Raw genomic sequence first — 14594 nt, 5'->3', positions numbered from 1 at the left:
TCCGGTCAGCCGTTCGTGCCGGGGGAGACCGGCTCGGCCACGCCCTCGGGCACGCGGGCCTTCGGCGCCGGGGCGGTGGCCGGCGCGGAACCGTCCGCGCCGGTGGCCGGGGCGGGGACGGCGGACGGCGGCAGTGCCAGGACGAGCGGGGCGGACGTCGGGGGCGTCCATCCGGACCGTCCGCCCGCGTAGGCGCCGCCGAACACGGACCCGGAGCGGGTGGTGCCCTCGGGCATCGTCGCGGGAACCGCCACGCCGTCCGGGCCCTCGACGGTGACGGTGCCGCCGATGCGGTGGGCGGTGACCTGCCCGTCCCGCACGGCCGCGCGCCACGCGGCGCGCCGCTGCAGTTCGACGCCGATGTCCTTCATCCGCAGGTTGACCACGGGGGTGTTCTCCGCGAAGAGGGCGGCGTAGCCGTCGAGCACGCCGTCCAGGACCGGGTAGGCGATGCGGTCCTCGGCCAGGTTCGACTGGTGGATGAAGTGCGGCTTGGGGTCGTTGGCGAGGACGTGGCCGAGGGCGATCCGTCGCTCCAGCGGCACGATGTGCTCCGCGTAGCCGGTGGCCGTGTCGAGCGGGGCGGGCAGGCAGGTGGTGGTGGCCGGGTTGTCCTCGCAGATGCCGCTGCCGCCCTGCGCGCGGCTGGTGTAGATCCAGTTGTACTCGTCGACCTGCTCGGCCGCCCGCCCGGCGTTGTAGAAGATGTTCATCGGGTAGCGGGGGACCGTGGTGGCGGGAGCGACCCGGCGCTGGTCGGGCTCGCGGGAGTTGTCCGAGGCGAGCCAGGTGACGCCGTTGTCGGCCAGGGCGGGCGCCAGGTGGGGGTTGTCGGTCGGCTGCTGGGGCAGCACCCGCAGCCCGGAGTGCTCACCGGTGACCAACTCGCCGTTGTCCAGGGGGAGTCCGGAAGTCTGCCCCCAGACGCGGTTGAGGGCGATCTCGTCGGAGATGTCGTTCCGGCTGACCCACTTGGTGCTGCCGTCCGCGTGGGTGGCGCACCGCCAGGGCACCACCGTGGTGTCCTGCTCGCAGCCGAGGAAGGCGTGCGTGTACGTGTGGTTGATCCAGCGGAACTCGTCCCGCTCGGCGAGGAACCGGTCGGCGAGCGGGTCGGTTCCGTCGCCGTCCTCGCGGTGGTCGACGCTGCCGGCGCCGTTGTAGGCGAGGTCGAGGGTGAAGCCGTGCTCGCGCTGCCAGGCGACGGCGCGGTCGACGTCCGCGGGCGTCATGCGGATCGGGTCCGGGACGGCGTCCGGATCCGTGCAGTCGACGTCGCCGGGCGTGCAGTTGAGCTCGGAGTTCCAGCGGTCGTCGGCGGCCAGGACGTCGTCGACGTGCACGGCGAAGTAGTTGCGGGAGGAACCCAGGTGCACACCGCCGGTCATCCACTGGACGATGCCGCGGGCCAGCAGCCGGAACTGCTGCTGGTGCCGGTTGTAGACGAAGGTGACGACGAGTTCGCGCCGCCCGTCGTGCCGGTACTCGCCCACCAGCGAACCCCGCTTGGTGGTCCCCGGGATCGGCGCCTGGACGTACGGCGTGAAGTCGGCACCGGCCACCGGAGTCGACAGGTAGGCGTAACTCTCGCCCACGGTGGGCGAGTTGTCCTCGAACGGCACCGGGCCGTCGAGGTAACCGAACGGGCCGGCCCGGCCGGCGTCGGTCACCTCCGCCTGCACGCCGTCGACACTGCCGGAGTAGCCGCCGTGGACCGGGTACTGGAGCCCGGCCTCGGGACGGGCGTACGTGTAGGCGTCGACCTGCGGCACGTCGTAGGCCCGCTCGTACGCCACGAGCGCGGCCATCTCGGCGGAGTTCGCCGGGAACGGGTTGTCGTTGGGCAGGACGACGGCCTGGAACTTGGCGCGTTCGCGTCCGTCCACGGTGTCCGCGAGGTAGTCGGCGTCGATCACGGGCCGGTCGGACCGCGTGAGGTCGATCTCCGTGTACGGCGTTCCCGCGGTGTCCAGTTCGGCGGCGATGGCCTCGGTGGCCGGGCCGCCGTCGCTCACGACGAGCACCCGCAGATCGATGCGGGGGGCCGCGGCGTCGGCACGGGCCGCCGTGCTCGGTATGCCTAAGGCGGCGATGAGCGCACCTGCGGTGAGCAGGGCGGTGCGTATGGTCCGCTTCATGCGGTGCTGTCCCCTCCCCGGGCAGGGGTGGACGCTGCTCCGTGGAGCGGACGCACCCCCGCGCGACGCCGGCGTCCCCCTCAGAAGCCGGTCGTCGACACATCCGTCGCCTCACATGGTGGGGTGCCTGTGCAGCTTTTGTGTCCCTGTTGCGAAACCTGACGGAAAAACGCAGGTGTACGGCAGGTCGTCGGCCGAGGCGCGCTTCGGGGCCGAAGGCCCGCCCCGGGCGCCGGTCGGCACCCGGCTTTGGGGGTCCTGCCCAGCTCGGAGAGGTGATGCCGGACACCGGCGGACCGTCGGGGCCCGCCGGTGGGACTGCCGTCGGCACGGAGGGGCGCGGCCGGGGCGGGGGCGGGAGGGTTTCGGTCACCGCCCTTTGCCCGGCGCGACCGTCAGGAGCAGAGGACGCGCGTCTCGGGCGTGTGGACCGGCCCGCCGCTGGTGCTCGTGCCGTCGCTGAACTCGGCGTAGAAGTACGAGTAGAAGCCGATGTTGCCGTTGCAGCCGGAGTCGGCGGCGATCTGCAGGGTCAGCGTCACGGTCCGGCTCTGGCCGGGCGGGACGGGGGCGCCGTAGTTGGTGCCGAGATCGGTGGGGCCGGTGCCGGAACAGGCGGTGGGGCCGGTGGCCGTGGCGAGGCTGCAGCCGGTGATGGCGTACTTCAGGTCGGGGCGTTGCGTGGTCAGCCAGGTGGGATCGATGCTCTGGTAGACGAACCAGAGGTCGTAGGTCTTGTTGTTCGTCAGCGTCATCGACAGGTTCACCGTGCCGCCCGGCGTGGTGGTGGCGCTGTCACTGGTGAACGTCAGCTCGGCGGGGCCGGGCCCGGCCGCGCTCGCGGAGGGGGCCAGGCCGAACCCGGCGAGGACGAGGGCAACGGTGAGACCGAGACGTCTCCTCAAGGGTGATCGCATGGCCCGGGAGGTTAGGCACGGGAGGAGCGCGGCGTCTGCCCCGCGCCGGCGAACGGATCCGGGGACGACCGAAAGCGCGCTGCGCGCGAAGGCCGTGCGCCGGGGGCGCGGCGAGCGGTCGCGGACCGCATACGCGCACGGTGGGGCCGGTGGGGAGGACCGGCCCGGCGGGGGAGGTCGTGCCCGGCACCTCGACGGGCCGGCGGTGGAGGTATTGGCGCGTACCGGTTGTGCCGGGCCTTCCGGACGGTGAACCGGGCCGGGGCCGCCCGCCGGGCAGCCGGTCGGGCCCGGGGCTACGGCGCGAGGGCGCCGGGCGGCAGGGACAGTTCGCTCTCCGCGACGGCGCGGGCCATGTGGGCGATCGGGGCCGTGCGGTGGTCGGCGCTGGTGTTGATGTAGGCGCTGGCTCCGTCGATCGCGACGAGGATGCGCACGGCGGCCGCCCAGGGGTCGTCGCAGCGGAAGACCTCCGCCCGCGCGCCCGCGGCGACGAGCCGCTCGATGCGGCGGCACCAGAGCAGTTCCTGCTCCACGACGTGGTCGCGGAGGACGGGGCGGTAGCGCGACAGGTGCCGTGCGTTCAGCCACAGCTTGCTGACGTTGTCGAATTCGGTGCTGGAGATGAGGGTGAAGAAGCGCCGGAGGGCGTGCAGCGGGGTGTCGTGGCCGGGGCCGGCGGACTCCTCCGGGAGCAGGCCGTCGAGCTCGGCCATGGTGGCGCTGGTGAAGGCCTCGGCCACGAGCTGGTCGGCCGAGGGGAAGTAGTGCCCCACCAGTCCGGGCTGGACACCGAGCTCGTCGGCGACCCGCCGGAGGGTGATGCACTCCAGCCCTTCGGTGAGTCCGATGTGCGCGGCCGTGGTGACGATCTCGTGGCGGCGCTCGGCCGGCGCCTTGCGGACTCGTTTGCCCGGATCCCTTGACGTCATGCGGCGAATGCTATTGAGTATGCGACCAATTAGGCAATTGGTCACGCGACCAATAGCTGCCGGCCGGATCGGTGCCCCCGGGTCCGCCGCCGGCCCCCGGTCCGCAGCGCGGGCGGCTCTTTCCGGCCGCGGGCCGGTCTGCACCACTGTCAGGAGACGAACATGGACGACACGCGCACCGACGCCGGTGAACTCGCCGAGTACGGCTATCAGCAGGAGCTGAAACGGACCCTGTCCGCGTGGGCCGTGTTCGCGATCGGGTTCGCGACCATCTCGCCCGTGGTCGGCATCTACGCCGTCGTCCAGCTCGGGTTCGTCTTCGCGGGACCCGCCTGGATCTGGGCGGTCGTCGTGGCCTTCCTCGGCCAGCTGCTGGTCGCCACGGTCTATGCCGAGCTGTCGTCCCAGTTCCCGATGACGGGAGGGGTGTACCAGTGGGTGCGCCGGCTGGGCGGGCCGCGCCTGGGCTGGCTGGTGGGCTGGATCTATCTCGCCTCGGCCGTCGCCTCCCTGACCACGGTGGCCTACCTGGGGGCGAGTTGGCTGCACATGCTCTTCAGCGACCGGCCGCTGTCGCCGACGACCCACGTGCTCCTCGGCGTGCTCTTCGTCGCCGTGGCGCTCGGGATCAACCTCCTGGGCGTCAACCCCGTGAAGCACTTCCTCAACGCGGGCATCCTCGCCGAGGGCGTCGCCTCCATCGCGGTGAGCGCCTTCCTGCTGCTCTTCGCGCACCACAACGGCTTCGGGATCCTCTTCGAGACGCTGGGAGCCGAGGCGGCCTCCGGCGGGTCGGTCCTGGCGGGTTTCCTGACCTGTCTCGCGGTGGCCGGCTGGGCGTTCCTGGGCTTCGACGCGACCACTCAGGTGGCCGAGGAGACCGAGCAGCCGCGGCGCAGCGTGCCGCGGGCACTCCTGCGCGCCTATCTGTTCGTCGCCTTCACCGTCCTGCTGACCGGGCTCGCCGTGACGCTCGCGCTGCGCCGGCCCGAGGAGGCGGTGTCCGGCGCGACCGCGGACCCCGTCTTCACCGCCGTGACCCGGGAACTGGGCGGATGGAGCGAGAAGCCCTTCATCCTCGTCGTCCTGATCGCGTTCTTCGCGTGCGCCATCTCGATCCAGACGTACATCGGGCGTGCCGTCTACGCGTTCGCCCGCGACCGTCAGCTGCCCTTCTCCCCGACGCTCGCCACCGTCGGCCCGCGTCAGATCCCGTACGTCTCGCTCATCGCGACGGCCGTGCTCGCCGGCCTCGGACTCCTGCTCGGGCTGAACGGCAACGCGGCCGCGACCCTGATCGCGTTCGGGTCCGGCGGGTTCTACTTCATCTTCCTCACGGTCGCGGTCGTGGCACTCGTCGCCAGGCTGAGCGGCCGGTGGAACCCCTCCGCGGGGCGGCTGCGGCTGGGACGGCCCGGTCTGGTGATCAACGCGCTCGCCGTGGTGTGGCTGCTCTTCGAGGCGATCAACATCGCCTGGCCCCGCGCCGAGCTCGCCCCCGCCGACGGCAGCTGGATCCAGGTCTGGGCCGTGGTCCTGGTCTTCTCCGCGCTCCTGGTCGCCGGCCTCGTCTACGTCATGGTCGTCAAACCCCACACCAAGCTTCCCGAAAGCCCGACCACGCAGAAGGCGGAGGCGCTCTGATGTCGTCGACACTCTCCCCGGCCGTCGTCTTCGACCCCGCCTGCGGCCTGCGGTCGAGCCGCGTCTCGCTGAGGCCCGCCGGGCCGGGCGAGGTCGAGATCGAGGTGCGCGCGGCGGGCGTGTGCCACTCCGACCTGCACATCGTGACGGGCGACTGGCCCACCGACCGCCCGCTGGTGCTCGGCCACGAAGCGGCCGGAGTGGTCACCGCCGTGGGGGCCGGCGTCACCTCGGTGAAGGCCGGCGACCACGTCGTCCTGTCCTGGTTCGCACCGTGCCGGCGCTGCCGCAAGTGCGTCGCCGGGAAGGGATGGCTGTGCACCGGCACCCGGGCCGTCGCCAACACGCTGCCCGACGGGAGCACCCCGTTCACGGACGACCGGGGCGAGGCGGTGTGGCCCTACCTGGGCCTGGGGGCGTTCACCGAGCGGCTGGTCGTTCCGGAGACGGCCGCGGTGAAGGTCCCCGACGAGCTGCCGTTCGGCATCGGCGCCCTCCTCGGCTGCTCCATCACGACCGGCGTGGGCGCGGTCGTGAACACCGCCCGCGTCCGTCCGGGCGAGTCCGCGGTCGTCGTCGGCACGGGCGGCGTGGGACTCTCCGTGGTGATGGGGCTGCGCCTGGCGGGAGCCGACCCCGTCGTCGCCGTCGACCTCTCTCCCGAACGCCTCGCCGCGGCCGAGCGGTTCGGGGCCACCCACACCCTCGACGGGGCCGTGACCGACGTCGCGGCCTGGTGCCAGGAGGAGCTCGGCGGGGTGGACTACGCCTTCGAGGCGATAGGAAGCCCCAAGGTCATCGAGACGCTCCCGGCCATGCTCACCCCGGGCGGCGCGGCGGTCCTGGTCGGGATGGCCCCGACCGGCGCGACCGGGGCGTTCGACCTGTTCGATCTCGCCGACCAGGGCAAACGTATCCTCGGATGCAACTACGGCTCCAGCGTCGGAGAGATCGACATCCCGAAACTGGCCCGCCTCCACCTGGCGGGTCGGCTGCCGATGGACGATCTGATCGGCAGGATCCGGCCTCTCGCGGAAGCGGCGGCGGCTTTCGACGACCTCAGGTCGAACACCGGCGTCAGGACGATCCTCGAGCCGTGAGACATCCGGTTGCCGGTCACCCGGCACACCCCCATACAGAGACCACAGACGCAGGACAGGCGGTCACCGGACACGGCCGCCCTGCGCCCGACCACCTTCCGGAGGCCTGATGTACGCCGTCACCGACCCGAAGACCGGTGAGATCGCCGAGATCTACCCGACCGCCAGCGACGCCGAGGTCGCGGCGGCCGTCACCGCCGCGCACGCGGCCACCCAGTGGGGCCGTTCGAGCTCCGTGGCCGAGCGCTGCGCGCTGCTGCGCCGGCTCGGCGACCTGCACAAGGAGCACCGGGCGGAACTGGCCGCGAGCATCGTGCGCGAGATGGGCAAGCCGCTCGAGGAGGCCGAGGGCGAGGTCGACTTCTGCGTCGACATCTACCACTACTACGCCGACCACGCCGAGGCGTTCCTCGCCGACGAGACGATCGAGGTCACGTCCGGCCCCGGCAGCGCCGTCATCCGGCGCAGCCCGGTGGGCGTACTCCTGGGGATCATGCCGTGGAACTTCCCCGCCTACCAGGTCGCGCGCTTCGCCGCCCCGAACCTGGCGATCGGCAACACCATCGTCCTCAAGCACGCCCCGCAGTGCCCGGCCACCGCGGCCCTGCTGGAGAAGCTGTTCGCCGAGGCCGGTTTCCCGTCCGGCGCGTACGTCAACGTGTACGCCACCAACGAGCAGATCGCCGGGGTGATCGCCGACCCGCGCGTCCAGGGCGTGTCGCTCACCGGCTCGGAGCGGGCCGGCGCCGCCGTCGCCGAGATCGCCGGCCGGCACCTGAAGAAGGTCGTCCTCGAACTCGGCGGTTCCGACCCGTTCATCGTGCTGTCCACCGACGACCTCGACTCGGTCGTCGAGGCCGCCGTCGCCGCCCGGCTCGACAACACCGGCCAGGCCTGCAACGCCGCCAAGCGGTTCGTGGTCGTCCAGGACCTCTACGACGAGTTCGTCGAGAAGTTCACCGCCCGGCTGCTGGCCGCCCAGACCGGCGCCCCGCTGTCGTCGGCCGCCGCCGCCGAGAACCTCGGCCGCCAGGTCGCCGAGGCCGTCGCCCAGGGCGCCACGCTGCACGGCACGGGCGAGCGGCGCGGCGCCCACTTCCCGGCCGGCGTCCTCACGGGACTCACCACCGAGCACGGCGCCGCCCGCCAGGAACTGTTCGGCCCGGTCGCGATGGTCTTCCCCGCCGCCGACGAGGAGGACGCGGTGCGGATCGCCAACGACACCCCCTACGGCCTCGGGTCCTACCTCTTCACCACCGACCCCGCGCAGGCCGAGCGGGTCGCCGACCGGATCGAGGCCGGCATGGTGTTCGTCAACGGCGTGGGCGCGGAGGGCGCCGAGCTGCCCTTCGGCGGTGTCAAGCGTTCCGGGTTCGGTCGCGAGCTCGGCCGGCTCGGAATCGAGGAGTTCGTCAACAAGAAGCTCATCCGAGTCGTGAAGTAGGACGTCTCCTCCGCGCCGTCCCCTTCCCGCCCTCCCGGCACCGCGCCGGACGGCCGGGCCGGGGACGGCACCGCACCACGGCCACCCGGCGACGGCCACCCGTCGCCGGGCACGTGCCCCGAGCAGGCGTCGAGTGCTCCCCGCTCGGTGCGCCCGCGCGCCGCGCCCGGCGGCGCGCGGGCGCACGTCCGAGGGGACCGCGGTCCCTAGCATGAGGGCCATGACCGGCACAGTCCCCGAGACGATGTGGGCGGCCTACATCGACTCCGTCGGCCCGGCCGACGCCATCCACTACGGCGAACTCCCCGTGCCCGCCCGGGGGCCCACGGACGTACTCGTCCGCGTCCGGGCCGTGGCCGTCGACCCGGTCGACACCTTCGTGCGCTCCGGGGCCTACGCCACACCGCTCCCGTTCCCCTTCGTCCTCGGCCGCGACCTGGTGGGCGAGGTCGCCGAGGCCGGAACCGGCGCGGTGGGCTTCACCCCCGGGCAGCGGGTGTGGTGCAACAGCCTGGGCCACGCGGGCCGGCAGGGAGCGTGCGCGCAGTACGCCACGGTCGCCGCCGAACGGCTCTACGCGGCGCCGCCCGACATCGCCGCGGAGCACCTCGTGACCGCCGCCCACCCCGCGGCGTCGGCCTGGCTGGCGCTGTTCCGGCACGGGCGGCTGAAGGCGGGGGAGACCGTGTACGTCGGCGGCGGAGCCGGCAACGTGGGCGCCGCCGCCGTGGCACTGGCCGCCGCGGCCGGGGCACGGGTGGTCTGCACCGCGCGTGCCGAGGACGCCCCGGCGGTGCGCGCTCTGGGGGCCGCCGAGGTCCTCGACTACCGGGCGCCCGATCTCGGCCCCCGGATGCGCCGGGCCGCGCCCGGGGGCTACGACGTGCACCTCGACACCTCCGGGCACGGGGTCCTCGCCGACGCCGTGGACCTGCTGGCGCGGGGCGGGCGCCTGGTCGCGATGGTCGGGCTGGGCGGAGGACCGTCCGTGCTGCCGCTGGGCCGGCTGTACACCAGGGACGCGAGCATCGTGGGCTTCGCCCTCAGCAACGCCGCGGTGGGCGACCTCGCGGAGGCGGCGGGAGCGGTCGTGCGCCTCCTGCGCGACACCGCGTGGCGCCCGCGCATCGCCGACCGCCTGCCGCTGTCGAGGACGGCCCAGGCCCACCGGAGACTGGAGGCCGGCGAGGTGCGCGGCCGGCTGCTCCTCACACCTCCCTGACCGTTCACGCCTTCCTGCCCGTTCGCCGCGCGCCGGCCGGCTGGGCGGGCGGCCGGTCCGGTCGCCGGTCAGACGCGGAAGAGCGAACCGACGAACTCCGTCAGCAGCCGTTCCTTGAGCCGTCCCGGCAGCGCGTCCAGCAGCGCCAGCAGCGGAGCGGTCCGCGACGGCAACCCTCCTCCGTCGCCCAGCCCGGCGAAGGCCAGCACCCCGGCCACCTCCTCGGGGCCGAGCGTGTCCGGGTCCAGCCCCGCGGCGAGTGCGACCAGCGCCGGATCGGCGACGACGGGGCCGGCCGCGCGTGCCGCCTTCAGCGACTGCGCCAGATCGGCCAGCAGGGCGCCCACCCGGTCGCCGGTCGCCGGCGTCAGGGTCAGGTGCAGGTTCGGCGGCATCCCGTCGAAGGAGAGCTGCGGCTGGAGGTACCAGCCGCGGGCCCGCATCTCGTCCGCCGTGTGCAGCACCAGACCGAGGTCCGGATCACCCTCCGGCCCGGTCACGGTGAACGCGACCAGACTGCCGTCCGGTTCCCCCAGCACCCGCAGACCGTCCATCTCCCGCAGCCCCGGCACCAGCCGTTCGGCGGCCTCGGCGACGCGCCGCGCCAACTCGGTGTAGCCGTCCTCGCCGATGTGCCGCAGCACGGCCCACGTCTGGGCGAGGAGACCGGCGGACTTGGTGCCCTGGACGGTGGGATTGACCACCGGGTAACCGGGCCAGCCCGCGTGGGCGAAGTACTGGTGGCGGCGCAGCTCGGCGTCCCGGTACAGCACCACGGAGGCGCCCTTGTCGGCGTACCCGTACTTGTGCAGGTCGACCGAGAGCGACGTGACCCCCGGCACCGAGAGGTCGAACGGCTCCACCGCCCGGCCCGGCCGGCGCAGGAACGGCAGGTACCAGCCGCCGATGCAGGCGTCCACGTGGCACAGCACCCCGCGCGCGGCGGCGGCCGACGCGATCTCGGCCACGGGATCCGTCACCCCGTGCGCGTAGGACGGCGCCGACGCCACCACCAGGGCGGTCCGGTCGGTCAGCGCGGCCTCGACGGCGGGGACGACGGCACGGAAGCCCACCGGGTCGACCGGGACCACCACCGTCTCCACCCCCAGGTAGTGGGCCGCCTTGTGGAAGGCCGCGTGCGCCGTCGAGGGCAGCACCAGCTCCGGCCGTTCCACGCCCCGTTCCGCCCGGGCGTGGTCCCGGGCGGCCTTCACCGCCAGCAGGATCGACTCCGTGCCGCCACTGGTGAAGGTGCCCTGCGCACCGGGCACCCCCAGCACCGCCGACACCGCGCCCACCACGTCGTTCTCGAGCCGGGCCACACTGGGGAAGACCGTGGGGTCCAGCCCGTTGACGGTCGCGTACGCGCCGTACGCGGCGGCGGCGAGTTCGTCCAGGCCGGGCAGCCCGGCGTCGTAGACGTAGGCGAAGGTCCGGCCGCCACGCGTCGGGGCGTCGCCGTCCCGCAGGCCGCGCAGTTCGGCGAGCAGCTCGTCGGCCGGCCGGCCCGGAGGCAGCGCGGTGGGGGAGGGGGAGGGCTCAGGGGGCATCTCGCGTCTCTTCCTGTCCGCCGGCGGTGCCGGGCTCGGGTGCGGAGGCGGTGGCCGGGCGGCGGGTTCGGCCGGTCGGCCGCCCGTCCGTCCGTGGTGCCGGCGGTGCCCGCCCGCGGTGACTCGTACCGGTGGCGCCGCAGCGTGCGGGGGAGCTCGCATCGTGCACAGGGCCCCGGGCGTTGCGTGGGCGGACGGCGCGGGCCGGTGGGGTGACGTGGCGGAGCGTGCGGCGCGGTGCGGGAACCGGGAACCGGGAACGCAGATCATGGAACAGCGGCGGTCCGGTGGCAAGGGTGTGTGCGACGGGACAGGGCGGCCGTCCCGGGCCGGGCGCCCCGGACGAGAGGCTTCCGGGCAGCTTCGGGGTGATGCCCGCGCCGCCGGCCCGTGGCGGGGATCCGGTCGCCGCCACGGACCGGTCCCCGCGCGTGGCCGACCGCCTACTGCGGCTGTGCCGCGATCTGGATCAGGTTGCCGCAGGTGTCGTCGAAGACCGCGGTGGTGACGGGGCCCATCTCCAGGGGTTCCTGGACGAAGCGGACGCCGAGGCCGCGCAGGCGCTCGTACTCCGCCCGCACGTCGTCGACGGCGAACTGGGCGAGCGGGATGCCGTCCTTGGCGAGCGCGTCGCGGTAGGTCCTGACGGCCGGGTGACCGGCGGGCTCCAGGAGGAGTTCGGTGCCGCCGGGCTCGTCGGGCGAGACGACGGTCAGCCACCGGTCCTTCTCGCCCACCGGGACGTCGTGCTTCTTCACGAAGCCGAGGATCTCGGTGTAGAAGTGCTCGGCCTTGGCCTGGTCGTCGACGAAGACGCTGGTCAGATGGATCTTCATGGGGTGCTTTTCTCCGGTCCGGATGGGTCGGGCACGAGCCATCGCTCGGTGATCTGCCGCAGCGGGGCCGTGTTGAGGTCGTGGAACTTGTAGCGGCCCTCCCGCCTGGTCTCGACGAGCCCGGCGGACTCCAGCACGGCGAGGTGCTGGGAGACCGCCTGGCGCGAGATGCCGAGCCGGTGCTTCATGCTCAGCCGGGAGCAGATCTCGAACAGCGTCTGCCCGGACTTCTCCGTGAGTTCGTCGAGGATGGTGCGGCGGGTGGGGTCGGCCAGAGCTTTGAAGAGGTCGTCGGCCACGACCACAGGATAGGCAAGTGTCCACTTGCCTATCAAGTCGGGGCGCGCCGCGTTCCGGGCCGGCCCGCTCCGGTCCGCGGAGTGACGCGACAGGATCCGGTGCCGCACCGGACGGCGTTCACCTCGGTGACGGTCCGGCCGTCCCGGGCACGGGCCGCGGCCGCCATACTGGGATGGTCGTCCCGGCGGCGAGTGCGGGCGGCCGTGAGCCGCGGCCCGTACGGGGTCGTGGTCGACGGGGCGGGTTCGCCAGGTCGCCTTCTCCTTCTCCCCTCCTCCGCCTCCGTCGGGTGTCGGGCGATGCCGCCCCGGGTGACGAGGGTGCGCAGGCGCATGTCGGCGGTGTGCCTGTCCCCACCGGACGTCCCGCAGCGGACGCTCCCCTTCTCGTCGTCGATCCCGCGAGCGCGTCCTCGTTCCGCCCCCGCCGGTCCGGGCGGCGCGGTGCCGCCGGGCCGCCGGGGGCGGAACGGCGCGTCACATGCCGCAGGACAACGGCTGTCCGACTCAGGTCACCGGCGCCTGTCCGGCGGATCATGTGACTACTAGGCTGCGGCGATGGAACGCTTGACCGACGTGCCCGAGAGCCTCACCCGGTCCGCGGATCGGGGCCGGGTGAACGACTACGACAGCTTCGCCGAGGCGTACTCGGCGGAGAACGAGGACAACCTCGTGAACGCGTACTACGAGCGGCCCGCGATGCTGGCCCTCGCCGGAGACGTGGCCGGCCGTCGGATCCTGGACGCCGGTTGCGGCTCGGGCCCCCTGTCCGCCGCACTGCGCGACCGCGGTGCGGTCGTCACCGGCATCGACGCCAGCGCCGGGATGCTGGCGTTGGCCAGGCGGCGGCTCGGTGACGACGTGGCCCTGCACGTGGTCGACCTGAGCGACCGACTGCCGTTCGCCGACGGTGCGTTCGACGACGTGGTCGCGTCGCTGGTGCTGCACTACCTGGAGGACTGGGGGCCGACGCTGGCCGAGTTGCGGCGCGTGCTCAGGCCCGGCGGCCGGCTGATCGCGTCGGTGGAGCACCCCTTCGTGGCCTACACGATCCAGGAACCTCGGCCCGACTACTTTGCGAGCACCAGCTATGGCTTCGAGTGGACGTTCGGCGGGCGGTCCGCCCCGATGAGGTTCTGGCGCAGGCCGTTGCACGCGATGACCGGTGCCTTCGCCACCGCCGGCTTCCGCCTCGCCGCCATCAGCGAGCCGCAGCCCGACCCGGCCGCCCGTGAGCTGTTCCCCGACGACTTCCACGACCTTTCGACCAAACCCACCTTCCTGTTCTTCGTCGTCGAGGTACCGCCGTCGGCTGCGGGCCCGGACGACCGGCCGGTCGCGGATCACGAGCGGAGTCGGACCGAGGCGACGACGGCGCCGCGGAAGACGTAGGCGCGCTCGTCGGACCCCGTGGCCACAGCCCGGGATCCCTTCGGCTCGGGGAGGGCACGCTTGATCTGCCCTTGCCGCAGGTGGCGACGGTTGCGGCGGGACGAGTACGCCTTGTCGCCGCCGAGGTGATCGGGCCGGGTGCGCGGATGCCCGCCGCCCGGCCGCCCGGCCGACGCGGAGGCGTTCCACGCCCGGGACGAGCCGCGGGGCACCGCCCCACCGGCCCCGGGTGACCGGCAGGGCCGGCGGGCGGCCCCCGCCCTCACCGACGCGAGCGGTCGCGCAGGTCGGGCCGCCCCGGGAGCACCCGAGTCCCCGTCGGGCCGGTGCCGCCGGGGCGGGCGTCTTCCCCCGGCACCCGCGGCACGCTCCTGCGGACCCCGGCGGCATGCCGAGGGGCCCCGCAGGTGGTCGAATCGGCGCTCACCACCGCCCCGGCCCGGGCGTGGGTCTCACCGACGCCGCGGGCCGAGGACGCAGAACTCGTTCCCCTCGGGGTCTGCCAGTACGACCCACGACTGATCGCCCTGGCCGATGTCGACGTGCCGTGCGCCATGAGCCACCAGACGAGCCACCTCGGCCTCCTGGTCGTCGGGCCTGAAGTCGAGATGCAGCCGGCTCTTGGCCTTCTTGTCCTCATCGAGCCGGACGAACTCCAACCCCGGCAGGCGATCCGGCTCCGGGCGGATCTCGAACTCCTCGTCGGAGGAGTGGACCACAACCCAACCAAGAGCCTCGGCCCACCACTGCCCCAAGGCCACCGGATCTGCCGAGTGAACGATTACCTGTTCCCATTCCAAGGTCATCTGCCGACCTTAGACCCGCCAGGGCAGCGCATGACAGACATGCAGGCCTCCCTCGCCGACGGGCCGACCCGAGCGGGCTCGCCCTGTCTGCGCGGGGCCGCCCCGGACGTCCCCGCCACCGCGGGAGCGCGGTGGCGGGACCCCGCCGAGGTGGTCCGCGTCCTGCTCGAAGAAGAGGTCGAGGACCGCGAGGCCGCCACCCGGCGCAACCACCGCAAGCGGGCGGCCCCGCCCACCGGCAAGGCCTTCGACTCTCTGACCAGGCTGAGCACGCGGTCGCTGTCGAGGCGTCCAGGGGTGCCGGGTGATCCCGG

General features: G+C 73.4%; 12 protein-coding genes and 1 pseudogene. 5 read left to right on the top strand and 8 right to left on the bottom strand.

Annotated features, from left to right (window positions below; all coding sequences use genetic code 11):
- Positions 1-5: 5 nt before the first annotated feature.
- From CP969_RS04500 to CP969_RS04490, 3 genes are all read right to left on the bottom strand, one after another.
- Positions 6-2138 carry a hypothetical protein gene (locus CP969_RS04500; RefSeq protein ID WP_016827717.1) on the bottom strand — a complete coding sequence of 711 codons (2133 nt, stop codon included), beginning with the start codon at positions 2136-2138 and terminating at the stop codon, positions 6-8.
- 395 nt (positions 2139-2533) lie between these two features.
- Positions 2534-3055, bottom strand: a complete 522-nt coding sequence (locus tag CP969_RS04495; protein WP_004992315.1) for a hypothetical protein — start codon at positions 3053-3055, stop codon at positions 2534-2536.
- A gap of 296 nt (positions 3056-3351) precedes the next feature.
- Positions 3352-3987 carry a TetR/AcrR family transcriptional regulator gene (locus tag CP969_RS04490; protein ID WP_004992316.1) on the bottom strand — a complete coding sequence of 212 codons (636 nt, stop codon included), beginning with the start codon at positions 3985-3987 and terminating at the stop codon, positions 3352-3354.
- A gap of 162 nt (positions 3988-4149) precedes the next feature.
- On the opposite strand from CP969_RS04490, the gene CP969_RS04485 reads away from it, so the two are divergent.
- The 4 genes from CP969_RS04485 to CP969_RS04470 all read left to right on the top strand — a co-directional run bounded on the left by CP969_RS04485 (position 4150) and on the right by CP969_RS04470 (position 9397).
- Positions 4150-5631, top strand: coding sequence for an APC family permease (locus tag CP969_RS04485; RefSeq protein ID WP_004992317.1), 1482 nt, complete (start codon positions 4150-4152; stop codon positions 5629-5631).
- Positions 5631-6731 (top strand): alcohol dehydrogenase catalytic domain-containing protein, encoded by a 1101-nt coding sequence (locus tag CP969_RS04480; protein ID WP_016827719.1) that lies wholly within the window; start codon positions 5631-5633, stop codon positions 6729-6731. The genes CP969_RS04485 and CP969_RS04480 overlap by 1 nt, the downstream gene beginning before the upstream one ends.
- A 109-nt stretch (positions 6732-6840) precedes the next feature.
- Positions 6841-8175 carry an NAD-dependent succinate-semialdehyde dehydrogenase gene (locus CP969_RS04475; RefSeq protein ID WP_016827720.1) on the top strand — a complete coding sequence of 445 codons (1335 nt, stop codon included), beginning with the start codon at positions 6841-6843 and terminating at the stop codon, positions 8173-8175.
- A gap of 220 nt (positions 8176-8395) precedes the next feature.
- Positions 8396-9397: an NADPH:quinone reductase gene (locus CP969_RS04470; RefSeq protein WP_016827721.1), complete on the top strand. Its 1002-nt coding sequence runs from the start codon at positions 8396-8398 to the stop codon at positions 9395-9397.
- Between the two features lie 68 nt (positions 9398-9465).
- On the opposite strand, the gene CP969_RS04465 is transcribed toward CP969_RS04470, so the two are convergent.
- The 3 genes from CP969_RS04465 to CP969_RS04455 all read right to left on the bottom strand — a co-directional run bounded on the left by CP969_RS04465 (position 9466) and on the right by CP969_RS04455 (position 12082).
- Positions 9466-10947 (bottom strand): pyridoxal phosphate-dependent decarboxylase family protein, encoded by a 1482-nt coding sequence (locus CP969_RS04465; protein ID WP_016827722.1) that lies wholly within the window; start codon positions 10945-10947, stop codon positions 9466-9468.
- Positions 10948-11390: 443 nt separating this feature from the next.
- On the bottom strand, positions 11391-11783 hold the full coding sequence (locus CP969_RS04460) for a VOC family protein (RefSeq protein WP_004992324.1): 393 nt from the start codon (positions 11781-11783) through the stop codon (positions 11391-11393).
- Entirely contained in the window at positions 11780-12082 is a 303-nt protein-coding gene (locus CP969_RS04455; RefSeq protein WP_026085432.1) for an ArsR/SmtB family transcription factor, read from the bottom strand. The genes CP969_RS04460 and CP969_RS04455 overlap by 4 nt, the downstream gene beginning before the upstream one ends.
- Positions 12083-12640: 558 nt before the next feature.
- Here CP969_RS04455 and CP969_RS04445 point away from each other — a divergent pair.
- Complete coding sequence (locus tag CP969_RS04445; protein ID WP_016827723.1) at positions 12641-13474, top strand: class I SAM-dependent methyltransferase; 834 nt, start codon at positions 12641-12643, stop codon at positions 13472-13474.
- 38 nt (positions 13475-13512) lie between these two features.
- Here the strand turns inward: CP969_RS04445 and CP969_RS33720 are convergent.
- A pseudogene (locus CP969_RS33720) lies at positions 13513-13907 on the bottom strand (IS5/IS1182 family transposase); the annotation flags it as partial.
- Positions 13908-13926: 19 nt separating this feature from the next.
- The gene (locus CP969_RS04440) at positions 13927-14280 is read right to left on the bottom strand and encodes a VOC family protein (protein WP_004992331.1); all 354 of its coding nucleotides are present in this window, start codon (positions 14278-14280) and stop codon (positions 13927-13929) included.
- Between the last annotated feature and the right edge of the window lie 314 nt (positions 14281-14594).

Origin of the sequence: Streptomyces viridosporus T7A (genome assembly GCF_008704515.1) — a bacterium.
GTDB classification, from domain to species: Bacteria; Actinomycetota; Actinomycetes; order Streptomycetales; family Streptomycetaceae; genus Streptomyces; species Streptomyces viridosporus.
Note: the sequence above shows the minus strand (reverse complement) of the source record. Positions and strands in the feature narration are given on the sequence as shown.

Coding starts and splice junctions, on each gene's coding strand:
- CP969_RS04475 (WP_016827720.1), top strand. CDS start 6,841: ATGTACGCCGTCACCGACCCGAAGACCGGTGAGATCGCCGAGATCTAC.
- CP969_RS04460 (WP_004992324.1), bottom strand. CDS start 11,783: ATGAAGATCCATCTGACCAGCGTCTTCGTCGACGACCAGGCCAAGGCC.
- CP969_RS04440 (WP_004992331.1), bottom strand. CDS start 14,280: ATGACCTTGGAATGGGAACAGGTAATCGTTCACTCGGCAGATCCGGTG.
- CP969_RS04500 (WP_016827717.1), bottom strand. CDS start 2,138: ATGAAGCGGACCATACGCACCGCCCTGCTCACCGCAGGTGCGCTCATC.
- CP969_RS04465 (WP_016827722.1), bottom strand. CDS start 10,947: ATGCCCCCTGAGCCCTCCCCCTCCCCCACCGCGCTGCCTCCGGGCCGG.
- CP969_RS04485 (WP_004992317.1), top strand. CDS start 4,150: ATGGACGACACGCGCACCGACGCCGGTGAACTCGCCGAGTACGGCTAT.
- CP969_RS04495 (WP_004992315.1), bottom strand. CDS start 3,055: ATGCGATCACCCTTGAGGAGACGTCTCGGTCTCACCGTTGCCCTCGTC.
- CP969_RS04470 (WP_016827721.1), top strand. CDS start 8,396: ATGACCGGCACAGTCCCCGAGACGATGTGGGCGGCCTACATCGACTCC.
- CP969_RS04490 (WP_004992316.1), bottom strand. CDS start 3,987: ATGACGTCAAGGGATCCGGGCAAACGAGTCCGCAAGGCGCCGGCCGAG.
- CP969_RS04445 (WP_016827723.1), top strand. CDS start 12,641: ATGGAACGCTTGACCGACGTGCCCGAGAGCCTCACCCGGTCCGCGGAT.
- CP969_RS04480 (WP_016827719.1), top strand. CDS start 5,631: ATGTCGTCGACACTCTCCCCGGCCGTCGTCTTCGACCCCGCCTGCGGC.